Genomic DNA, 22835 nt, shown 5'->3' with positions numbered 1-22835 from the left:
CTAGCGAAATGTAAGCAGACACTGGGTTTCATTCTTGAGTCACATTTTATCTCTTCATTTCTGTATTTTTTATGTGGGTTATTACCAAGCATGAAATAATAATTTCAAAAATGCTAAAACTATGCTAGCTTGGATAAGTTTTTAGAGTTATTGGTTGTGTTCACAGGTGTGACTCACTGTTAAAACCAATCAGGTTATTCTATAGCTTGATTTTAAGGATTAGTGGTTTGGCAGGAGATGAGTTGCTTTCAATTTAGTTAAGTTGCAAATAAGGAGAGGGTTTCCATGCATCATAATTACTATTTATCTCCCTTAGCTGTTGCTCTGGCCTTGGGAATAGCATCTTCTGCGAGAGCCGCAGAACCTATGCCTTTACAGAAGGCGTCTCTTGAGCAAGTAAAACAAAAATTTGTTTTGACGACACAAGGCATCACTGTTGCTAAAGATAGTTTAAGTTTTGTAAGTGAGCATACTGACAGTAATAAAGTCACTCACGTGCGTATGCAGCAACAATATGTAGGATTCCCTGTTTATGGTGGTTATGCGATTATGCACAGCATGCATACAGCAAAATCATTAGCTAAAGCACAGTCAAACGTGGCTATGAATGGTGTTATTTATCAAGGCCTACCGACTGAATTGGGTCAACCTGATGCTTCTTTTGTGAAAAATGCTGATCTGGCGCTACAACAATTTAAAGCTAAGTATGCTGGTAAAGAAGTAAGTGATGAAAAAGCCACACCTATGGTTTATATCGATGCTCAGCATAAAGCACACTGGGCTTATAAAGTAAGTGTTCTTGTTGTTCATAGAGATCAAATTCCAGAGCGCCCAACCGCAATAATTGACGCAAAAACCAATAAACCCTTTGTACAATGGAATGATATAAAAACAAAAAGAGATTCGGTAAATGGAGCAGGTTTTGGTGGAAATAATAAAACAGGTTTCTATCGATTCGGAGCTGATTTGCCTTATCTTAATTTAACTCGTGATATGAGTACCGAAGTTTGCTTTATGGAAAATACCGATGTCAAAGTAGTTGACATGGATCACCGATACAGTTCAAGAAATAAAGCAATGAAGTTTAATTGTCCAACCAATGACTCCAACGTATACCTAACTGGTTATAAAGGCGATGGTTATGACCGAGACAATGGAGCCGCTTCTCCAACAAATGATGCATTGTATGCTGGTCATGTGATTAGGCATATGTACAAAGATTGGTATGATACTAACGCACTGAGTAATCCTGATGGCTCCCCAATGTTGATAGTCATGCGAGTTCATTATGGCGAAGGTTATGAGAATGCATATTGGGACGGCCGCCAGATGACTTTTGGTGATGGTGATACCATGATGTATCCATTAGTATCTCTTGGAGTGGGCGCCCATGAAATTAGCCACGGTTTTACAGAGCAACATTCTAATCTTGAATATTATGGCCAATCTGGTGGTATGAATGAGTCTTTTTCTGATATGGCCGCTCAGGCAGCTGAATATTATTCTGTAGGTAAAAGCACTTGGCAAATTGGCGGCGAGATCATGAAAGAAGACAGCGGCTGGGATGCATTACGCTATATGGATAAACCAAGTCGTGATGGTGAGTCTATTGATACTGCTGATGAATATTATGGTGGTCTAGATGTTCATTATTCAAGCGGAGTGTACAACCATTTATTCTACATTTTGGCCAATCAACCTAATTGGAATACCCGAACAGCATTCGATGTTATGGTTAAAGCCAACATGGATTATTGGACACCTTATTCAAACTTTGACGAGGGTGGTGAAGGTGTGGTAAGTGCAATTAATGACCTAATCGCGGGTGATCCGAACCATGAGAAGTATCCTTCTACTGCTGTATGTGATGTTAAAAAGTCATTAAATGAAGTGAAAATCATTACCAACATGGAAGGCTGTGCCTAATTAATCTATGTGGTAATAAATTCAGCCAGAAGTTTACTTATAACTTCTGGCTGTTCCATATGAATATGATGTCCCCCATCCATTTTTTTTAGTGTCAAATTTTTCACCGCTTTAATCCGGTTATTCATCATTTCAGGTTCAAAAGAAAATCCTCTGCTGGAGAGAAGTAAATAAGTTTTTGCAGTAATTTCTTGCAGACAAGAGAGTATTTGAGTTTCTGTCATCCGTAAAGGGGAGCGTGCCAGTAAGCGTTGATCATGCCGCCAATAATATTGGCCTTGCTTTTCTATTAAACTTCGCTCACAAAGAATTTTTGCAATGTCTAAAGAAACATATCCTTTAAAGGCGCGTGCAAGAGCTGCACTATTTATGCTGTCATACCCCTTGGATTTTTTGTTTTTTTGAGCAAGAAAATGTGCGAATTCTCTTAATTGTTGGCATGCGGTTTCTGCCGGATGAGAAAATGGCCCTAATCCCTCAATCAGGCTGAGAGAGAGAAAACGTTCGGGGACTACGCCTCCAACCAAACTTGCCAGACAAGCTCCCATGGAATGTCCCAATAGATGGACTTTATCAAGTTTTAACGCATTGATTAGTTCAATAACAACAAAAATGCCATCAAAAAAATGATAATGACATCCTTCGGGAAGATGTGATGAATGACCATGCCCAGGCAAATCAACAGCTATAAAATGAAAGTCATTCTCTAAGTATGAAGCAAGAGGAGCAAAACTGTTTGCATTATCTAACCAACCATGCAATGCAAGGATTGTAGGTTTATCAGGGTTTCCCCAAATCGTGCAGGCTATAGAAAAGCCTGGAATGGTGAGATTTAATGTTTTCATTTTATTTACTATTTTTTTAATTAATATAAATAATCATTATATCCATACTGCAAACAGGAGGGCTATAATTCATTATAAATTGAATAATGATTTTTTGCCTCCTCGTTTCAATGATTACAATTACATGTCCCAGTAATTCTTCCAAACGATCTACAGCGAGAGGACAGTGCAATTTTTTTATGACATTTAGTGTTATGCTTAATACGAGAACTTGAAAAGAGTAAACTATGCAACAAGAAGTACAGAGCGTTTCATTAATTACTTATAATATTCATAAAGGGTTTGGTGTGGGCGGCGCTGTTCGTTTTTTGCTTCCTAAAATGCGCGATGCAATTACCAGCTTAACTCCTGATTTTGTTTTTTTACAAGAAGTGCAAGGCGAACATAGAAAACGACAAAAACGGATCAATGCTTGGCCTGATTCTCCTCAATTTGAGTATATTGCTGAAAACATATGGCCCCACTATGTTTATGCAAAAAATGCTGTATATGAGTCGGGACATCATGGAAATGCAATTTTAAGTAAATATGCTTTTGAGCGATTTGAAAATATTAATCTTGCAAATATACGTAGGGCCTCGAGGGGAATATTGCATGCACAATTGAAACTGGATAAGGTCACCATTCATTTATTATGCGTACACTTAGGCCTTTTTAAAACAGAGCGGATGGTGCAATGTAATGCTTTAATGCAACGCATAAAGGATGTAGTTCCACAAGATGAACCTCTATTGATGGCTGGGGATTTCAATGATTGGCGCACTGTTATTTCCAAGCCTCTGGCTGAGAACTTAAATATAGAAGAGGCTTTTGTTTCAGTGGAGGGACAGCATGCACGCTCATTCCCTGCCATAAGACCGGCACTTTGCATTGATCGCGTCTATTTTCGTGGCATGAAAGTGCAAGAGGTAGCGTGTTTACATGGCAAGCCTTGGCGAATGCTTTCTGACCATTTGCCGCTTTATGCTCGTTTTGAATTGACTAAACCCTAGATTAACTTAACTGTAGCCTGGGTTTCGCTGCGCTTCACCCAGGGTACACAATAGAAAATGATTATTCCATATTGCTGTTGTATTCACCCACACAGGCTAAGCTATTCAAACGGGCACGTTTTAATAAAGCTTCTTGTGCTTTGGCGATATTCGCTTTATTTCCACCCCAGGCAGCTAAACAATCTTCCTGTAATGCTCTGCCAAACGAAAAGCTGAGTAGCCAAGGTTGATGGTCGATGCTGTTGATTGCATTTAAATTTGCTGTAGCTTGTTGTGGGGTTTGACCACCAGAGAGGAAATTAATTGTAGGTACTGCAGCAGGTACGTTATTACGGAACACACTGATTGTGTAGTCAGCAATTTCATCAGGCTCACTGAAAGGAGCATGTGCTTTACCACAAGTAACCATACTCGGTTTTAAAATAATATGTTCTAACTCAATTTGGTGAATAAATAAGGCATGAAATAGTTCGTGCAGTACAATTTCACATACTTCTGCACAATGTTCTATAGTGTGCTCTCCATCCATGAGTACTTCAGGTTCCACAATAGGAACAATCCCTGCTTCTTGGCACGCTGCGGCATAACGTGCCAGATTTTCTGCGCCTGTTTTAACTGCGGTTAAACTGGGAGCAAATTCAGAAATTGAATAGACATTACGCCATTTAGCAAATTTTGCGCCTAATTTTTTAAAATGCTGTAAACGCTCAGCTAATCCATCCAAGCCTTGAGTTACTTGTTCATTTTCAGTATTGGCGAGATGAATTAATCCTTTATCTACTTTAATGCCAGGAACGATACCTTTATCAGCAAATAATTGAGGGATAGGGGTTCCATGTTCATCAGTTTGGCTAAAGGTCTCTTCAAATAAAATAACCCCGTTGATATATTGTTCTAAATCAGTGGTCGTGGCGAGCAGTAATCTATAATCTCTGCGATTTTCTTCTGTGTTTTCAATGCCAATTGAAGTAAATCGCTTACCTATAGTTGAATTGCTTTCATCTGCGGCTAAAATTCCTTTGCCCTCTTGCAGCATTAGTCCCATAGTATTGGATAATTCATCATAACTCATAGTGTATTTGCTCCTGATTGTTTACGTTATCTAGATATATATTTTTCACGAATAATTTGTTGCATGGCAAAACCTTGCTCTTTTAAAGAGTTAAAAGCTTCGTCAATCATACCGGGATTTCCACATAAATAAACAACATCGTGCTGAGGATTTAGATTTAATGTAGGAAAGGCATGTTGTACATAGCCGCTGTACTCATTTTCATTTAATTCATGCACGGGCTGTCTGCTTAAATAGGGTCTGAACATGACCTTAGGGTATTTTTGAGAAAATGCTTGGAACTCATTGGCATAGAGAATTTCTTCTCGTCGTTGCACTCCTTGTAATATGACTACCTCGAGTTCTGAGTGTTGCTCCATAAGTACGCCTAGTTCTTGAAGCATTGCTCGATATGGGGTAACACCTGTACTGGTAGCGACTAAGATAAATCGACGAGGGATTATTTCATCTTTGATAACCAATCGACCATATGGGCCACTGACCTGAATCGTATCGCCAGATTTTAAATTATACAGCAATTCAGTACCTGGTCCATTTTCAAAATAGCCCGCTGCAAGCTCAATTTGATTATCTTGTTGTGGTGCATTTGCTATACTATAACTACGCTTTAGTAATTTGCCTTGATGTTCAAAATGAATGGTAATAAATTGACCAGGTAAATAATTAAAATATGGGGCTACTTCACAAGTAAAAATGAAGTGCTTTACTTTAGGAGAAATCATAAATGATTCTTTTAACGTGATGGGAAATGTGTTTATTTGCATGACGAATATTCAACTTTACTGTAAAAATTTGAGATTATAACTCCGAATGAGGCTTAATATAAGCAAAAAATTATGCAATATAAGTTTTAACAGCATATAATTAAATTATGAATACACCAGATCTCATTACAATGATTGGCAATCTCAGCCATTCTTTATACCCGGTACAGCATTTAATTACCGGGGGAGCATATTTGCTTGGCATTTTATTTTTTATGACTGCTATTTCCAAATTCAGAAAAATTGCGGATCATCGGTCAGGTTCATCGTCGCAAGAAAAGATGTTTAGCCCAATGATGTATTTATTGATGGGGGCTGCATTACTTTATTTGCCTACCGCGTTAGACATTATGGCCAATACCACCTTTGGTGCAGGCAATATTTTAACTTATACCTCATACAATTCATCAAATATATTCAGTTCTATGGGGCTAGTGGTCCAAACTGCGGGGGTCTTATGGTTTGTGCGTGGATGTGTATTGGTTGCACAGGCCAGTCAGCCAGGAACTCAACATGGGCCTAAAGGTTTAGCATTTATGATTGCAGGGGTATTTGCAATGAATTTTGATAACAGCATCGCGATGCTGAATTATGTAATGAATTCGCTCACTACCTGGACTATGGCAATTAAAACGAGTCAAGGGTACTAACAACCACACTCTTCTTAGTTTTCTTCCCCACAGATTCTGAGGTTATTTGCCTTAGCGAAATCAATAATGGATTGATAAAGTAACGGGCTTGATTCTTTAAGCTTTGGATCAAGTAAAATACATTGGTATCCCTCACTATTTACACTTGGTCGTAATAGAGGAGAATAATGAATACGACTGTTCTTAAAGCTTGCCAATGAGCCACTCATACGCTCTGCCCAGTCACTGGGTCGAAACGTTTTACCTTGAGAAGTTATTCCTTCTATAATGATGGTTTTCTTTTCAGATGCAGCCATATTTTTTATGTAATATAAATACAGTATGTTAATTATACCATCATATAGTGAGTGCTGTACTGAAATTTATTCATTTTACAAAAATAAATTTGTGTTAAATTTGGTTTTCAAAAGCAATTTTTATCCCTATTATGTCAACATATTGTATTTGGCATTTTTTTGAAGGTTATTAGGAATGGAAAAAGAAAGTCATTCTGGTATTTATTTATTGCCTAATTTATTTACAACGGCCAGCTTATTCGCCGCATTTTACTCTCTTGTTGCATCGATGAAAGGGCAATTTGAAGCCGCTATCATCGCTATATTTATTGGTATGATTGCTGATGGGCTCGATGGGCGAATTGCTCGTTTAACTCATACACAAACAGAATTTGGTGCTGAATATGATAGTTTATCCGATATGGTCACCTTTGGCGTTGCACCATCATTATTAGTATATAATTTAATTTTAAGTCAGTTAGGTAAAGTAGGTTGGCTTGTCGCTTTTGTTTATACAGCTGCAGTTGCTTTGCGCTTAGCTCGCTTTAATACTCAAATTGAAACAGCAGATAAACGATATTTTCAAGGGTTACCTTGCCCACCATCTGCTGCAGTAATGGCCTCTTTTGCCTGGTTATGCTATCAAAATGAGTGGCAGAATATGTTTGTCGCTGTATTAACTGCGATCTTATCATTAACTACTTCAGGTTTAATGGTTTCTAACTTTCGCTATTACAGTTTCAAGGAAGTGGATTTTAAGGGCAAAGTTCCATTTCTTTATGTTTTAGTAATGATTGTTTTATTTGTAGCTATTGCAGCTAATCCTTCAGTGGTTTTATTTGTAGGTTTTACTGTATATGCATTATCGGGATTGTTAATGACTTTATTTGCTTTGCACAAAGTGAGGAAGCAAAGAAAGCACTCTGATAAATGAAAGCAGTACGGTGAATAAAGAGGATTCAATGAATTTTCAAAGAGAATAATTAGTAGAAATGTAAACAGACCCTATTCACCTTCACCAAAATAATTATTGATCAAATGAGTTAAGGCTTCATTCATTTGCACTTCATCAGGGCCATCTATTTCCATAATGAGTTCAGTCCCTTTATTGGCTGCAAGCATCATAACACCCATAATGCTCTTCCCATTAACGGTTTGTGAATTACTGGTTACATCAATTTGGCTTTGGTATTTTGCAGCGGTAGAAACAAACTTTGCCGAAGCTCGCGCATGTAAGCCCAATTTATTAATTATTTTAATTTTAGTTTTAATCATAGCGCTACAAATGTATCATGAAATAGGTAATAAGTGTAGTTAAGCTCAGCAAAGTGGAGTCCAGATAAAAATAGGCTTTCACTTTGCTGTTTGCAAAACTACCGTAAGCGATTATTCCTTAATCGTGATGCTTCTGGTTTTTCTCTTTATGTTTGGTTAGTTGACGTTCCAACTTATCAATCAACGTATCAATTGCAGCATATAAATCTTCAGATTCTGAGCTTGCATGCAGCTCACCTTTGGTTACATGAACGGTTGCTTCAGCAATCTGACGTAATTTTTCTACATTCAATACCACGTTAATGGATTTAATTTGATCAAAGTGACGCTCCAGCTTATCGAATTTTTCTTCGGTAAATGCTCTGAGGGCAGGAGTAACATCAATATGATGTCCAGTGATGTTAATTTGCATGAAAATCTCCAGTTACATAGGGTCTGTTTGATAATTCTACTATCTTGACCGAAATGGTGCGATTTTATGTGTTTTGATATTCACATTCTTCATGTATGCTGAAATCACACCATTTTGGCTCAATCTAGCGAATTGTCACAGACCGCCAAATTAATTACAAATTATTTTTCTTTCATTGGATGGAGCAATTCCCATTGCTTCACGATATTTTGCTACGGTTCGTCTTGCTACTTTAATACCCTGCTCTTCCAATAGTTGGGTAATTTTACTGTCGCTTAATGGTTTTTTTCTATTCTCCGCAGAAATTAATTTTTTTATGACGGCACGTATCGCTGTAGAGGAGCATTCATCGCCAGCATTTGTGTTGACATGACTTGAAAAGAAGTATTTGAGCTCAAATACTCCTCGAGGGGTATGGATAAATTTTTGTGTGGTGACACGAGAAATGGTTGATTCATGCATATCCAGAGCGGAAGCAACATCATTGAGAATCAATGGCTTCATCGCTTCTTCACCATACTCCAGAAATCCTTGCTGGTATTCCATGATGCACGTAGCTACTTTAAGCAGGGTTTCCTGGCGACTTTGAATACTTTTTAAAAACCAACGTGCTTCTTGCAGGTTATTTTTCAAGAACTGATTGTCTGCACTATTATCTGCTCGTTGAATCAGTGATGCATATTGGCTATTAATACTTAAATGAGGGAGCACATTTTGATTCAGTTGAACCCGCCATTTATTATTAATTTTTTTAACAGTTAAATCCGGAATAATGTATTCCGTAATGTCTTCATGTATTAAGTTGCCTGGTTTGGGGTTTAGGCCTTGAATTGTTTTTAATACTTCATTAATTGTTTTTTCCGTAATCTGATGATTTTTCATTAATTGTTTGTAATTATGCTGAGCCAGTAATTCAATGTCTTCGGCAATAATCTTTTTAGTTAATGCCAAATGTTCTGCATCCAAAGAAAGCTGCTCTAGTTGTACAAGTAGTGTCTCAGCGAGGCTTGTGGAGGCACAGCCTACAGGATCAAATAATTGCAAGCGATGACGCACTGCATTTATTTCATCTAAATCGAGTGGATGTTCATCACTTGTAAGAATTGCATGCAATTCCGTAATACTCATCGTGAGGAAACCATCACTATTCACTGCATCAATAATCGTGGTTGCTATTGCTCTGTCTACGTCGCTCATGGGGGAAAGTTCAAGTTGCCATCTTAGATGGTCTTTTAAATTAGTTGTTGTGCAATGCAAATTGTCGAAATTATACTCATTATCCTCAAAAGAGGTGCGTTTGTTTGAGCTTTGATATAGTTCTGACCATTGAAAATCATAAGGCTCATCATTATTTTGCTGCTTTGCTTCATTGGCTCCAAACTCTTCTTTATCTTCATTTGGAGTGGCCTCAAGCATAGGATTGGACTCAACAATAAGTTGAATTTCTTGCTGTAAATCAATCGTTGATAATTGCAACAGTCTTATTGCTTGTTGTAACTGTGGTGTCAGCGTCAAATGCTGGCCAATACTTAGTTGCAATGATGGTTTCATGCAAATCCTCTTTGTATTTATTCATTGCTATTTACTATCAGTTTAAACGATTCGTAAGGATTATCCAGTATCTACGGGCGTTAATTTAGGATTCCTCTGAAAAAATGCATGACACCGATTGGCTTTTTAGAATAAGTAGGTCAAATACAAACCAAGGTGTTTGTCATAAAGTCTGTAAGAGAAACTGAATTTTAGATTTTAGAGGAGAGAAGAAATTTTGGTTTAAAAAGTAAATAATAATAAAGCGCAAAGCCCCATCGGTATGAGGCTTAAACGATTATTTTACTTTTTTCTCTTTGAAAAGAACGTGCTTACGTACTTTAGGATCGTACATCATAAGCTCCATCTTTTCAGGATGGTTTCTTGGGTTTTTAGTTGTAGTTTTATAGTATCCAGTTCCCGCTGTGGATTCCATTTTCACTTTAATAGTGACGGCTGCCATGGTTTATCCCCTTAGTTATACTTTTTCGCCTTTAGCTCTGAGTTTATCCAGAACTGCTTTTATACCTAACTTGTCTACAATACGCATACCTTTGGTACTGAGCTTTAATGTGACAAATCGTTTCTCTTCTTCAACCCAGAAACTGTGATTCTGAATATTCGGCAGAAAGCGTCTTTTGGTTTTGTTGTTAGCGTGCGACACTTTATGACCAGTCATGGGTCGCTTGCCAGTTACCTGACATACTCTAGACATTGTGTTACTCCAAAATAGGTTTTAATTTAGGTTCTGTTTACTTTAAATACAAACAGACCCTATTGGTCTTTGTAAAATTCTGGGCAAATAGCCGGATGTGAAATACAAGAGCGGTTTTATATCAAAAAAATGCATTAGTTGCAAGATTTTTGTAAGGACATATAATTCCGGCTTTAACAAAATATGAGTGTGATTTATGCAGCGCAAGATAAAAAGTTATGTCTTACGTGCTGGTCGGGTGAGCAATCGACAGCGTCAGGGGTTAGATTTTTGGCTTAAAGATTATGAACTTACTGTAGATGGAAGTCCATGGAGTTTGTCAGAAGAGTTTGTCCGTACTGCAGATACAGTGGTTGAAATAGGTTTTGGTATGGGGGCATCCCTGTTGGCCATGGCTAAAAATAACCCTGAACTTAATTACATAGGAATAGAAGTGCATCAGGCTGGTGTAGGGAGCTTGGCTGCTGATTTACATGAATATCAAATATCCAATGTGCGTATTGTTGCTCATGATGCAGTTGAAGTATTTCGAACTCAATTGTTGGATAACTCACTTGCTGGAGTACAAATTTTTTTCCCGGATCCATGGCATAAGAAACGTCATCATAAAAGACGCTTGATTCAGAAAGAATTTATTCAATTATTGGCAAAAAAAATTAAACCGGGTGGGTTTATTCATTGCGCAACCGATTGGCAAGATTATGCTGAGCACATATTAGATGTTTTATCTACAGAGCCAACCCTAAAGAATACGCAGAAAGAAGGAGGGTATTCACCCAGACCTTTATCGCGACCACTTACTAAATTTGAACAACGTGGTGAACGTTTAGGACATGGAGTTTGGGATTTGATTTTTACTAAATTGGACGCATAGCTTAAATGGCTATGTCCAGAGATCAAATTCTTGAAATTAGGACTGTCTAGCTGAGCCAAAATGGTGAGGTTTTGAGTATCGAAACAGCATACATGGAATATTTGAGCTTTTTGGGTGTATAAAATTTAACTATTCTTTGATCTTCAATTGTCCAATGTGTAATATAAATCTGGAAGGATATTACAGGGGACGTAACATGGAATTTATCACTGAAATAAATGCAGCTGTAGAATCAGGACTAGAAGGATTTAATCTATTTATTGAGCAGAAGTTGCAAAAAGAAGCGGAATATCTTGAACGTCCATACTGGACGGAAGGCGGCGTTCAAATGACCGTTTTGAATTATCTGATTCAACAACACCAGGAAAAAAATAAAAACTCTGTTCATCAAGAGAGTGCTTCTGATTTGACCGGTTTTATTGATGTAGTCTTAAACAAAGTTCGAGATAAAAATGTTGGCTTGCCCTTGCATCAAGCCATTGCTGCCAATAAAACTCAACTGGCTCTTCATCTTTTAGAGAATAATGTTTTTGATGTCAATAAACGTGATGAAGAGGGTCGATCTTTGTTGTCATTGGCTTTACCTACCAGAAATCGTCAATTACTGGTAAAAATCTTAGCCTTTAAACCCGACGTAAACGCAGCAACGCGTCTTAACGAAGAACGTATTCCTTTTCAACCGTTACACCAAGCTATAGTGATGGATTTTACTTCCGGAGTGATCAATTTGGTCAGATCTGGGGCGGATGTGGCAAATCCTTTAGGGGAAATGAAAGATACTCCTCTACTGTTGGCGGCACAACACAGTAAGATAAAGGCACTCGAAGCTTTATTAGACGAGTCTCCGGTAGAACAATTGAAGCTTGAGGCGAGAAATAAAAATTTTTGGCAAGATAACAAAACAGGCGAAAATGCAATTGAAGTACTTTGTAAAAAGTTGGCTAATAACCCAAACGACAAAGATTTGCTTCGCGGTGCTGCCATGTTGCTTTGTCGTGGCGCTGAACCACCACGACCTGAGGTACTGTGTCAGGTATTAGCAGATAAACGTAGGGAGTTGCTCAAAGAAATTGATGCATATATGGATACTAGACCTGAGCTGGTCGATCCTTTTGTGAACCGATGCCATTTAGCGAACAGTGCATTGTATAACATAATTTATGTGGATCATTCCTGGGGCAGTACTTTGCGTCAGCTTTTTGGTAGACCAAGTGACGCTGCCTTTGCTGTAGAAAGGTTAGTTACCCGCAAGTACAGTCGCCGTTCAGAAGGGAGTTTTGATGGTTCTGTATTGCCAACAGCCGCTGCGGTCCCATTAAAAGGCGATGAACCTCCATTAAAGCTCTATGCAGAGTTTGTACGACGCTATAATGAAGCTTATGCAAATCAAAGAATTACCAACCCTTGGAGCACTATGCGTTGGATGATTGCTGAGGGAAAATGTAATTGGGAAACAGTAAAAGAGTACGCTCGTAGTCATCCAGGAACCAGGACACAGATTATCTATGATGATATGTTTAAAACATTGCCTAAAATGAAGGTACATGAGGCGATTGAAAATTCTACTGGAGAACCTACTCTTAATAGCGAAGCTACGTTATAAGTTAAGGTTCATAGCTGTTTGCATACCTTCTATGATAGAGATGGAAATACCTTAAATAGTGTTTAAGGGGGTCATCTCTATTGGATGGATATTATGGGAACATTGAATTAAAATTGATGGAGATCGAGTCAATTTTGTTGAGAAGTGGTGATTATGAATATTAGCATGTTACTTTTAATCATGATTTGTTTTATTGGCATGATTAGCCCGGGACCAGATTTTATACTAGTTACAAAAAACGCACTTTTGTACCCCAAACGTCAGGCTTTAGCCACAGCCTTAGGTATTGTCACCGGATGTCTTTTTCATGCTACTTATTGTATTTTGGGATTGGCGTTAATTATTACTCAAAGCATTGTTCTTTATACCACGATAAAATATGCGGGTGCATGTTATTTAATTTATCTTGGATTAAAAGGCTTAAAATTCAAACAATCTCTGAAAATAAATCAGGACTTTTCTTTAGTTAAAAATATAACCGTTTCAAAAGCTTATATTGAAGGCGTCTTGTGTAATGCTTTAAATCCCAAACTTGCAGTTTTTTTACTTAGCTTATTTACTCAGTTTGTATCAATACACGCATCAATTGGTGATAAAGCTTTAGTTGCCGGTGTATTTGTTTCTGAGTCTGCGCTTTATTGGCCTTTACTCGTTTTATTCTTGCAATCAGATAATGTTCGAAAAGTATTTACTCGTTTTCAAGCTGTATTGGGTCGTGTGTTTGGTGGTTTGTTAGTATATATAGGAATTCGAGTGATGTTGAGTGCAGATTAGGGTCCATTTCTACTATCTTGGTCAAATTGGACTCAATCTAGCGAAATGTAAATAGACTCTAGTTTTTCATGAGGAATAGAATGTCAAAGGTAGTCTTAGGTCTAAGAAAAACAGAGTTGGACACTCCTTGTTTATTAATTGATAAAAATATTTTGAAAGCCAACCTAGAGGTCATGCGTAAACATTCTATTGAAAATAATGTACATGTTAGGCCTCATTGTAAAACGCATAAGTGCTCCAAACTAGCTCGTTTACAGATTGAATACGGTGCAATAGGTGTGAGTGTCGCGAAAATCTCAGAAGCAGAGGTTTTGATTCAGAATGAAATACCTAACGTATTGATTACTTCTCCCATTGTCACAAAAAATAAAATTTCCAGACTTATTTCCTGCCTGGAAAAGGCTCCTTCTACGTTGATAGTCGTGGATAATAAAGAAAATATCATTGCTTTAAATGAAGCTGGAGCACACAATAAAAAAATGATTCACGTGTTAGTGGATGTAGATCCAGGAATAGGGCGCACCGGTATTAAACCCGAAATTGCTTTAAATTTTGCTTTGGAAATTGAGCAATTACCCTGGTTAAGCTTGATGGGAATTCAATGTTATGCGGGTAATTTACAGCATATTTCTTCCTTTAGTGAGCGAAAAAGAAAATCATTGCAAACGATGCAAATGGCAAGCAATCTTGTAAAAAGATTTAGAGAAAATGGTCTTACCTGCCCTATATTAACAGGAAGTGGTACAGGAACTTATGATATTGATGTTGATGCGGGGGAAGTAACTGAAATTCAACCAGGTTCTTATACGGTTATGGATGTTCAATATGCAACTATTGGTTCAAAAAGCAATGAGAAGCAATTTAACCTATTTAAACCGGCAATGACTCTTTTGACCACGGTCATCAGCAACAATAGAACAGAACATGTTACCGTAGATGCAGGTACAAAATCCATTTATGTAGATCAACAAAAGCCCCAGATTATCAGTCATCGTGGATTGGAATATGATTGGGGTGGATTCGGAGATGAGCATGGCAAAGTTACTGCTGTGAAAGGTGCTCAATTACCAGAATATGGCGAGGTTTTAGAACTTATTGTTCCACATTGTGATCCGACTATTAACTTATTTAATCAATTTTTTATTACTGAAAATGATATTGTAGTGGATATTTGGGATATTGATCTTAGAGGCAAATGTCAATAGGAGCCTCAGGATCTAATTCCTTTGCTGCTCTAAAGAAATTCATGTTCTGAGAAAAAATTTAGAATCCATATTCAGCTAATTACATCCGGAGAACTTGCTTAAACTTCATATACCCCATAGAATTCTAGTTTTCATAGAATTTGCCAGGAGAGTAGTACATGGGGTGGAATGAGCCAGATAAAGGCAAAGATCCCTGGAAGGGTAAAAATCAGCCTCCAGATTTGGATGAAGCTCTAAAACGTGTTCATGACAAATTGAAGAAGTTCTTTGGTGGCGGTACTTCTAAAACAAGTAATGAGCCGTCCAAAAAATCAAATGGTGGTTTGGTGACTCTAGTAGTTATCTTAATTGCTTTTATCCTTTGGGTACTTTCTGGCATCTTTATTGTTGATCCCGCAGAGCAGGCGGTTATTCTTCGTTTTGGCAAATATGTTGAAACTGTGGGGCCAGGACCACATTGGATACCAAGGATTATTTCTTCCAAAATCATCATGAATGTAGACAGAGTGTTGGATTATTCTTACTCTGGACAAATGCTTACCAGTGATGAAAATCTGGTTTCTGTGTCTTTAGCGGTACAATATCGTATTGGTGATCTTGAGGATTATTTATTTAATGTAGCTAATCCCGAAGAAAGTTTGCAACAAGCCACTTCAAGTGCTTTAAGACAGGTAGTCGGCACAACTACGTTAGATCAAATGATTACTGAAGGACGTGAAGTATGGGGTAACAAAGTACAAGATACTTTGATAAAAACATTGGATTTATATAAAACAGGTATTTTCATTGTTAATGTAGCACCCCAACCAGCTCGTGCACCTGAAAGTGTGCAAGATGCTTTTGATGATGCGATTAAGGCACAGGAAGATGAGAAACGCTTTAAAGAACAAGCCTATGCCTATGCAGCGAAAGTAGTACCGATTGCTGAAGGGAGGGCGAGTCGTATCCAGCAAGAGGCAGAAGCTTATTCCAAACAGGTTGTGCTGAATGCCCAAGGTCAGGTTGCTGAATTCTTAGCCTTGCTTCCTCAATATACTGCTGCTCCAATAGTTACAGCAGAACGTATGTATTTGGAAACAATGCAACAAGTATTAAGTCAGACCAGTAAGATCATTGTTGATAGCAAATCAGGTAATTTGCTGTACCTACCTTTGGACAAGTTGTTTGATAAATCCTCAGGTTTCCCGCATGAAACCGCAAAAAATAGCAACGTAGAGGGTGATGAAACCAGTGAGACAGAGAATTTGGTCGATGGTCGTGAATTTACTAGACCTATTTATCGACAAGGGAGAAATGAATAATGAAAACGATGGGTAGAACCCTTGGCATTTTGCTCTTTTTAATACTTCTCTTTTTATTGACCAGTGCATTTACTATAACACAAGGACAGCAAGGTATTCTTTTGCGTTTAGGTCGCCTGGTCATTGATGAGTCGACTAATAAAGTTAAAGTCTTAAATCCTGGATTGCATTTTAAAGTACCGTTTATCGAAAATGTGCGTATTTTTGATACTCGTATTCAGACAATGGATATTAAATCAACCCGTATTGTTACCAAGGAAAAAAAGGACGTAATGGTTGATTATTATGTTAAATGGCAAATTACTGATTTGGCCCAGTATTTTAAATCAACTGGCGGCAGTGAATTTAAAGCAGAAACATTATTGGAACAACAATTAAACACATTATTGCGTGCTCAGTTCGGTAAACGTACTATTCCCGAAGTAGTATCAGGCGGTCGTGACGATTTAACAGATTTGCTGCGACAAGCTGCCCAAAAGCAAGCGGGAGGGTTAGGCCTTATTGTTGTTGATGTACGTATTAAAGGAATCGAGTTGCCAGCCAATACCAGTAATGCAATTTATCAACGCATGCGCGCAGACATGCAAAAGATTGCGAATAGGCATCGCGCTGATGGTCAGGCAGCTGCCGAAGAAATAAAAGCAAAGGCTGACGCTGATGTCATGGTCTTGTTAGCAAAAACCCGCAGTAATGCGCAAAAGGTAAGGGCTATTGGACAAGCGCGCGCAGCAGAAATTTATGCAGAGGCGTACAATAAAGATAAGAATTTTTTTGCTTTATATCGCAGCTTGCTCGCATACGAAGAGAGTTTTAAGAGTAGAAAAGATATTTTGGTACTGGATCAAAGCAGTGCGTTTTTTGATTTTTTTAAAACGGCCACACCAAAAAATGATGGTGTACCTGTTAAAAAGTAACTATAATGTCGGATTTTGGTAACTATTCATCCCTGTACTAAAATCGTGGCGAGCGTCCAGATTTGAATGCAGGTTGAGTGAAAAATATTCTGAAAATACATCACATCAATGGATAGGTGTCCGTATTTTCGGAATTTTTTCTTTTAAGTAGAACCCTACATGGGGTTGAGTAGTGACTATTTATTGAAATTGGGTTTAGTGATTCGCAATTTAGAGCGACGAACAAGCATTGTGCAAATTAAGGTAGATCATGGGTAAAAACGTTGTTGTTTTAGGAACGCAGTGGGGCGATGAAGGCAAGGGTAAAATAGTCGATTTATTAACCCACGATGCGCAGGTTGTTGTCCGTTATCAAGGCGGTCATAATGCAGGTCATACCTTAAAAATTAATGGGGTGAAAACAGTTCTTCGTCTTATCCCCTCTGGCATGTTAAGACCTCACGTTACATGCTACATTGCAAATGGTGTAGTTCTTTCGCCCGATGCTCTATTGGGAGAAATTAAAGAGTTAGAACAAAGTGGAATTGATGTCCGTTCCCGCTTACGTATTAGTATGGCTTGTCCATTGATCCTCCCTTGTCATGTTGCTATGGATAAAGCGCGTGAAGCACATATGGGAGACTCAGCAATTGGTACAACCGGACGTGGTATAGGTCCTGCGTATGAAGACAAAATTGCCCGCCGTGCGTTAAAGGTCAGCGATTTATTTCATCCAGAGCGTTTTGAAAAAAAATTGATCGACCTTTTGGATTACTATAACTTTATTTTAACGCAATATTTCAAGCAGCCAGCAGTGGATCTTAACCCTTTATTGGATTCTGCTATACAATGGGCTAAAGAATTACGCCCGATGGTTTGTGACGTTTCTGCGTGTTTGCACGAGCATAGAGAACAAGGAGACAATATTTTATTTGAAGGAGCGCAAGGGGTCTATCTGGACATTGATCATGGCACGTATCCTTTTGTTACTTCATCAAATACTTGTGTCGGCGCGGTAGTTAATGGTGCGGGATTTGGTCCAAAATACATTGACTATATTTTAGGGATTACTAAAGCTTATACTACGCGAGTTGGCGGTGGTCCTTTTCCAACTGAGCTTTTTGATGAAGTGGGTAAACGGATTGCTGAACGTGGGCAGGAATTTGGGGCTGTTACAGGAAGACCCAGACGTTGTGGATGGTTTGATGCAGTTTTATTAAAACATTCCATTGAGTTAAATAGTATCACGGCATTATGCATCACCAAATTGGATGTTCTGGATAAATTAGATGTATTGCGCATTGCTGTTGCTTATAAAGACGAAAGAGGAAATTTAGTTTCTCGTCCTCCTCAATCAGCTGCTGATTTTCAAGGTTTAGAGCCTGTTTATGAAGAAATGCCAGGTTGGCAAGAATCTACTGCTGATATTACAAATATAAATGATTTACCTGCGAATGCGCTTGCCTATTTAAAACGAATAGAAAATCTGCTCAAAGTACCTATTGATATATTATCGACTGGTCCAGAACGTGATTCGACGATTGTTTTGCGTGATCCATTTAGAGTTTAATGCGTATTTGTTTACATAAATGAATATGTAGAGCCTGGGTGCAGCGCAGCGTAACCCGGGTTTCTTTATTTTAGATTATAGATTTTTCCTGGGTTACGCTGCGCTGCACCCAGGCTACATATTTTAGATCTCAAAATTTATTTTCAAATACACGTAATTTTTGCTCTAAATCCCACTGTAATTGTGCTTTCTCGTTTGTTTTTATAAACTGCTGGCAGCTTGTACTCTCTAAATCTTGGCAATCAGAAATCAATTGCGCTTTATCTGCATCAGACCATATGCTGTTTCCAGGTAAAAATGCATAAGTTAGCGCATTTCTATTGATTTGTTTTAAGGTTTGATAATCCAGATCATGATTCAATACAGCTTCTACATATTGCTGGCTTAAATTGGTTCGCAAAATACCTTCATCATCAGTGGATAAAACAACAGGGACATGATGCTTAAGATAAAAATTCAACGGATGATCGCGACCTGCAACTTTTAATATTTTAAGGTTACTGATTAGATTAATTTCTACAGGCTTATGATTTTTAGCCATGTAATTTAAAGTATTTTTCACATTATTTTCATGGGCAATATCTACCCCATGCCCAATTCTTTGTGCTTGACCGGTAAAAAGTGCATCATGAATGTGATAATCCAATTCTTCGGGAGCAACTATTTCCTGAGTGAGCTCACCTGCATGCAATGCAATATTGACCTGTGGATATACCTCGTGCAGGTACTGATACATTTGCATCTGTTTGCGGTAGTCACGTAAAGAAATAATACCATCTTCAGGTTGTACCAAATTAACACCAACAAGCGCACCGTTGCTTTCTATGGATTGGTTTGCTGCTTCAAAAGCATTCAGTGTTTGGGCAAAAAGGTTATCTAAAGATTGTTCTCTAAGTGAATAATACAAAAATTTAACTTTGATTTGGCAGGCCTTTTTTTCTGAATTAGTCTTACAGCCTAATTCCTGGCGTGCTTGGTGTATAATTCGATTGGATTCTACTGCAGTATAATTGACATTACCTTGAAAATCCTGGTTAGCTAATAAAAGTTTTCTTTTTTGGCTAAACGAAGTTGTATCTTTAAGCATATCACCGAAACTTGCTGAATGAGCATTATCCGGCAAAATCATTAATTCCATGTAGTGTTCATTTTGTTGCGCTGCGTTTTGCAGCACTGCTGCGACCAATTCAGGCTGATGATCAGCAACTATTGCATTGAATTTGTAGAATGAGCTGAAAAAATGATCATGCCCGGATTCTTTCCCTGGAACAAAATCTTTCATAGACCAGCCTCTGACAGTATTTGCATAGAGCTCAGGATGATTAAGCAGATCCTTTGTATCTACACCATGACATCCAGAAGGTTTTTTACTGACTACCCAATTGGTTGGATTCAGACAATAATTATTTTTAGATGCGAGTTCCAGCATGATTTCTGGATATGCACCACCAGCTAAATGATAATGTAGCTCCCCACCTTTAGGCATGCTCTTAAAAAAAGCATATAAGGCATTGGGATCATTCTTTATTTGGTCAAAATAGGATTGAACATTAGCTTGAGCAAAAGAGAAAAAAAATAGGCCGGTCAGGAATGAAATTGATTTAATATGGTTCATTGTATTCGAAAATATGTCACTTTTGTGGGGATTATCGCACAATTATAATTAAATCCCAACCATTGTATTTAGATTCTATTCATAGCAAAATAATTTAATTATTCAGCACAGTTCAGCGAAAAGCCATATTTGGCGCATCTCGAACGAAAAGCATGCACTCAAATGTGTCTTTTCACCAAGATTTTGAAATTGTGGTGAATAGATACATAATTTTAAAAAAGCCAACACTCATTTGAATGCAATATTAATAGAGTCTAATCAATTAGGATGATGAATATGAAACATTTTTTATCAAAATTTTATACCGTTTTAGGTTCTTTTTTGGTATCGCTAATGGCAGTGAGTTTTTGTGATGCCGCATCTGGCATGAGTGACTCTACAAATAAAACCAAACTGACAATCCATGTTGGTATTTATGCTCCTTTTTCCAGTGAGTCTGCTTTTATTGGTAGAAATATGCTGGGAGCAATGGAAATTGCGCGTGATCAGTTGCAATCCTCAGAGATTAACTATGAGTTTTATACTCTGGATAAAATACCAAGTAATGCTGCAGCAAAAACCGTGCAAAAATTTATCGAGGCACATCATATTAATGTATTATTAACGGAAGGAACTGAAAGTGGCGCTTTAGTTGCACCTTTAGCGAAAAAAAATAATATTATTCATTTTTGTCTCACTGATGACACCATAATTGCTGATGGAAAAAATAATTTTCAGGCAAAAAGCCCCAATCACAAACCGTCTGCTGTTTTGACTCAATCAATGAAGCCAGAATTTATTGCTCAATATAAACAAGAATATCTTAGTCATCCTATCAGTCAAGCGGGTTATGCTTTTGATATATTCCATCTGCTTCATAGTAGTGCGTTGCTTGCTTTGAAAACTCATTCTGACTTTTCCAGTCAGGCAATTGCAACACATTTGTTGGCGCTTGAATCTGGGACAGGGGTAATGGGACGATTTAATTTAGATAAAAATGGTGTTTCTTATAAGAAGCAAATACTTACAGTCTAATTTCATTTAAATTACTCAAATTTGACGTGTAGCCTGGATGCAGCGAAGCGAAACCCGGGTTCCGCTTCGCGCTGCACCCAGGCTACAATTTTTACTCTATAAAAAAGAAGAGGAGCCGCATCCAACCCCTTTGGCTCCTCTTCTCGTTTACACACTAATTATCTGTTAGCTAAAGCCATACCTTCCAAAACGGTTAACGCAGCGTAGAGTTGATAATCATTATGCATTAACTCATCTATTTGTGCTTTGATGTCTTTAGGTTTAATTGTTTCCGCATTATTCTTATTCACTAAATGCCCATTAAGGCTTGCTTCACTAAATCCAGTGAGATCAGAAGGTTTCGCAGCAGTTTTAGGGATTTCGACCTCATTAACCACGATATCAGGTATAATTCCTTGGGCTTGAATTGATGTTCCTGATGGAGTGTAATAAAGGGCGGTGGTTAACTTAATCCCGGTTTTTTCATCGAGCGGTAATACGGTTTGTACTGAACCTTTACCAAAGCTTGTTGTACCAAGAATAACAGCTCTTTTATTGTCTTTAAGTGCGCCAGCTACAATTTCGGCCGCAGATGCAGAGCCATTATTAATTAATACAACCATTGGGGCGTTATGTAAGATATCAACTCCCTTAGCTATGGCAGTAAAGTCTGAGCCAGGCAAACGTCCTTTAGTTGAGACAATTGTTTCTGGCTTACCTGATTTGTCTTTACCAAGAAAAGCATCAGAAACCTGAATTGCTGAATCGAGCAATCCTCCTGGGTTGTTACGTAAGTCCAGTATTAAACCTTTTAAATCTCCTCCAGATTGTTGTTTTAATCGATCAATGGCTTGCAACATATCTTTTCCAGTCAATGCCTGGAATTGAGTTAATCTAATGTAACCATAGCCTGGAGCAAGCATTTTGCTTTGTACACTTTTAATTTGAATAATTTCTCGTATTAAATCAAAAGTAAGTGCTTTGTTTACCCCTTTACGTAGTACAGTCAATTGAATGGTACTTCCAGCTTTACCACGCATGAGGTTGACTGCGTCTTTAAGAGAAAGACCTTGAACGGATTCTTTTCCTAATTTAATAATGTAGTCGCCAGATTTGATCCCTGCTTTAAAGGCTGGGGTATCAACCAGAGGAGTAACTACTTTAACCACGCCATCTTCCATAGTTACTTCTAAACCTAAACCACCAAATTCACCGCTAGTTGATGTTTGCAGCTCTTTAAATTCTTCTTCATCCAAGTAGCTGGAGTGTGGATCAAGGCCACTCAGCATACCACGAATGGCATTATCAAAAAGTTCTTTATCATCAATCGGTTTGACGTAGTATTTTTTAATTTCACCTATGGCATTAGAAAATCGTTGTACATCTTCTAAAGGAACCGCTTTAGTACTACTGGAGCTTGTAGAAGTATCTGTATTAGCCTCATCATCTGCAAAACTTGTCAGAGGTAACATAAGAGTAAACGCATATACTATCGCAAGCGAGCGTGGAAGTTTTCTTATCAACATAGCGATCTCCTCAGATGCAAGGCTA

At 37.9% G+C, this 22835-nt stretch carries 23 protein-coding genes; 12 read left to right on the top strand and 11 right to left on the bottom strand.

Annotation, left to right across the window (positions count from 1 at the left end; all coding sequences use genetic code 11):
* Positions 1 to 285 precede the first annotated feature (285 nt).
* Positions 286 to 1926, top strand: a complete 1641-nt coding sequence (gene proA, locus Lani_RS04635; RefSeq protein ID WP_019233553.1) for a zinc metalloprotease ProA — start codon at positions 286 to 288, stop codon at positions 1924 to 1926.
* Between the two features lie 5 nt (positions 1927 to 1931).
* Here proA and Lani_RS04630 read toward each other — a convergent pair whose 3' ends face one another.
* Positions 1932 to 2771, bottom strand: a complete 840-nt coding sequence (locus Lani_RS04630) for an alpha/beta fold hydrolase (RefSeq protein WP_019233554.1) — start codon at positions 2769 to 2771, stop codon at positions 1932 to 1934.
* Positions 2772 to 2998: 227 nt separating this feature from the next.
* Here Lani_RS04630 and Lani_RS04625 point away from each other — a divergent pair, with 227 nt between their 5' ends.
* Positions 2999 to 3763 (top strand): endonuclease/exonuclease/phosphatase family protein, encoded by a 765-nt coding sequence (locus tag Lani_RS04625; protein ID WP_019233555.1) that lies wholly within the window; start codon positions 2999 to 3001, stop codon positions 3761 to 3763.
* Between the two features lie 61 nt (positions 3764 to 3824).
* On the opposite strand, the gene Lani_RS04620 is transcribed toward Lani_RS04625, so the two are convergent.
* Positions 3825 to 4835, bottom strand: a complete 1011-nt coding sequence (locus Lani_RS04620; RefSeq protein WP_019233556.1) for a class I fructose-bisphosphate aldolase — start codon at positions 4833 to 4835, stop codon at positions 3825 to 3827.
* Positions 4836 to 4861: 26 nt separating this feature from the next.
* Positions 4862 to 5599 carry a ferredoxin--NADP reductase gene (locus tag Lani_RS04615; RefSeq protein ID WP_040522506.1) on the bottom strand — a complete coding sequence of 246 codons (738 nt, stop codon included), beginning with the start codon at positions 5597 to 5599 and terminating at the stop codon, positions 4862 to 4864.
* A 107-nt stretch (positions 5600 to 5706) separates the two neighbouring features.
* Here Lani_RS04615 and Lani_RS04610 point away from each other — a divergent pair, with 107 nt between their 5' ends.
* Complete coding sequence (locus Lani_RS04610; RefSeq protein ID WP_040522509.1) at positions 5707 to 6249, top strand: hypothetical protein; 543 nt, start codon at positions 5707 to 5709, stop codon at positions 6247 to 6249.
* A gap of 14 nt (positions 6250 to 6263) precedes the next feature.
* Here Lani_RS04610 and Lani_RS04605 read toward each other — a convergent pair whose 3' ends face one another.
* The gene (locus tag Lani_RS04605) at positions 6264 to 6545 is read right to left on the bottom strand and encodes a DUF3579 domain-containing protein (protein ID WP_019233559.1); all 282 of its coding nucleotides are present in this window, start codon (positions 6543 to 6545) and stop codon (positions 6264 to 6266) included.
* 175 nt (positions 6546 to 6720) lie between these two features.
* Here Lani_RS04605 and pssA point away from each other — a divergent pair, with 175 nt between their 5' ends.
* Complete coding sequence (pssA, locus tag Lani_RS04600) at positions 6721 to 7458, top strand: CDP-diacylglycerol--serine O-phosphatidyltransferase (protein WP_019233560.1); 738 nt, start codon at positions 6721 to 6723, stop codon at positions 7456 to 7458.
* A 71-nt stretch (positions 7459 to 7529) separates the two neighbouring features.
* Here pssA and Lani_RS04595 read toward each other — a convergent pair whose 3' ends face one another.
* The 5 genes from Lani_RS04595 to rpmB all read right to left on the bottom strand — a co-directional run bounded on the left by Lani_RS04595 (position 7530) and on the right by rpmB (position 10456).
* A complete protein-coding gene (locus Lani_RS04595; protein ID WP_019233561.1) occupies positions 7530 to 7799 on the bottom strand; it encodes an HPr family phosphocarrier protein in 270 nt (89 codons plus the stop codon).
* 118 nt (positions 7800 to 7917) lie between these two features.
* Entirely contained in the window at positions 7918 to 8211 is a 294-nt protein-coding gene (hpf, locus tag Lani_RS04590; RefSeq protein WP_019233562.1) for a ribosome hibernation promoting factor, read from the bottom strand.
* A gap of 150 nt (positions 8212 to 8361) precedes the next feature.
* A complete protein-coding gene (locus Lani_RS04585) occupies positions 8362 to 9762 on the bottom strand; it encodes an RNA polymerase factor sigma-54 (RefSeq protein WP_058388418.1) in 1401 nt (466 codons plus the stop codon).
* Between the two features lie 277 nt (positions 9763 to 10039).
* On the bottom strand, positions 10040 to 10204 hold the full coding sequence (gene rpmG / locus Lani_RS04580; RefSeq protein WP_003635328.1) for a 50S ribosomal protein L33: 165 nt from the start codon (positions 10202 to 10204) through the stop codon (positions 10040 to 10042).
* A gap of 15 nt (positions 10205 to 10219) precedes the next feature.
* The gene (gene rpmB, locus Lani_RS04575) at positions 10220 to 10456 is read right to left on the bottom strand and encodes a 50S ribosomal protein L28 (RefSeq protein WP_019233564.1); all 237 of its coding nucleotides are present in this window, start codon (positions 10454 to 10456) and stop codon (positions 10220 to 10222) included.
* A gap of 196 nt (positions 10457 to 10652) precedes the next feature.
* On the opposite strand from rpmB, the gene trmB reads away from it, so the two are divergent.
* From trmB to Lani_RS04540, 7 genes are all read left to right on the top strand, one after another.
* A complete protein-coding gene (trmB, locus tag Lani_RS04570) occupies positions 10653 to 11330 on the top strand; it encodes a tRNA (guanosine(46)-N7)-methyltransferase TrmB (RefSeq protein ID WP_019233565.1) in 678 nt (225 codons plus the stop codon).
* A 196-nt stretch (positions 11331 to 11526) separates the two neighbouring features.
* Positions 11527 to 12933, top strand: a complete 1407-nt coding sequence (gene ankC / locus Lani_RS04565; RefSeq protein ID WP_019233566.1) for a Dot/Icm T4SS effector AnkC/LegA12 — start codon at positions 11527 to 11529, stop codon at positions 12931 to 12933.
* 153 nt (positions 12934 to 13086) lie between these two features.
* Entirely contained in the window at positions 13087 to 13707 is a 621-nt protein-coding gene (locus tag Lani_RS04560) for a LysE family translocator (RefSeq protein ID WP_019233567.1), read from the top strand.
* Positions 13708 to 13787: 80 nt separating this feature from the next.
* Positions 13788 to 14912, top strand: coding sequence for a DSD1 family PLP-dependent enzyme (locus tag Lani_RS04555; protein WP_019233568.1), 1125 nt, complete (start codon positions 13788 to 13790; stop codon positions 14910 to 14912).
* 158 nt (positions 14913 to 15070) lie between these two features.
* A complete protein-coding gene (gene hflK, locus Lani_RS04550; RefSeq protein WP_019233569.1) occupies positions 15071 to 16213 on the top strand; it encodes an FtsH protease activity modulator HflK in 1143 nt (380 codons plus the stop codon).
* Positions 16213 to 17127 carry a protease modulator HflC gene (hflC, locus tag Lani_RS04545; protein ID WP_019233570.1) on the top strand — a complete coding sequence of 305 codons (915 nt, stop codon included), beginning with the start codon at positions 16213 to 16215 and terminating at the stop codon, positions 17125 to 17127. The genes hflK and hflC overlap by 1 nt, the downstream gene beginning before the upstream one ends.
* Positions 17128 to 17377: 250 nt before the next feature.
* A complete protein-coding gene (locus Lani_RS04540) occupies positions 17378 to 18676 on the top strand; it encodes an adenylosuccinate synthase (protein ID WP_019233571.1) in 1299 nt (432 codons plus the stop codon).
* A 130-nt stretch (positions 18677 to 18806) separates the two neighbouring features.
* Here the strand turns inward: Lani_RS04540 and Lani_RS04535 are convergent, their stop codons facing one another.
* A complete protein-coding gene (locus Lani_RS04535; protein ID WP_019233572.1) occupies positions 18807 to 20291 on the bottom strand; it encodes an adenosine deaminase family protein in 1485 nt (494 codons plus the stop codon).
* Positions 20292 to 20567: 276 nt separating this feature from the next.
* Here Lani_RS04535 and Lani_RS04530 point away from each other — a divergent pair, with 276 nt between their 5' ends.
* Positions 20568 to 21305 carry a branched-chain amino acid ABC transporter substrate-binding protein gene (locus tag Lani_RS04530; protein WP_019233573.1) on the top strand — a complete coding sequence of 246 codons (738 nt, stop codon included), beginning with the start codon at positions 20568 to 20570 and terminating at the stop codon, positions 21303 to 21305.
* A 158-nt stretch (positions 21306 to 21463) separates the two neighbouring features.
* Here the strand turns inward: Lani_RS04530 and Lani_RS04525 are convergent, their stop codons facing one another.
* The gene (locus Lani_RS04525; protein WP_019233574.1) at positions 21464 to 22810 is read right to left on the bottom strand and encodes a S41 family peptidase; all 1347 of its coding nucleotides are present in this window, start codon (positions 22808 to 22810) and stop codon (positions 21464 to 21466) included.
* Positions 22811 to 22835: the final 25 nt, after the last annotated feature.

The sequence above is a fragment of the Legionella anisa genome (assembly GCF_001467525.1).
Lineage (GTDB): Bacteria > Pseudomonadota > Gammaproteobacteria > Legionellales > Legionellaceae > Legionella > Legionella anisa.
Note: the sequence above shows the minus strand (reverse complement) of the source record. Positions and strands in the feature narration are given on the sequence as shown.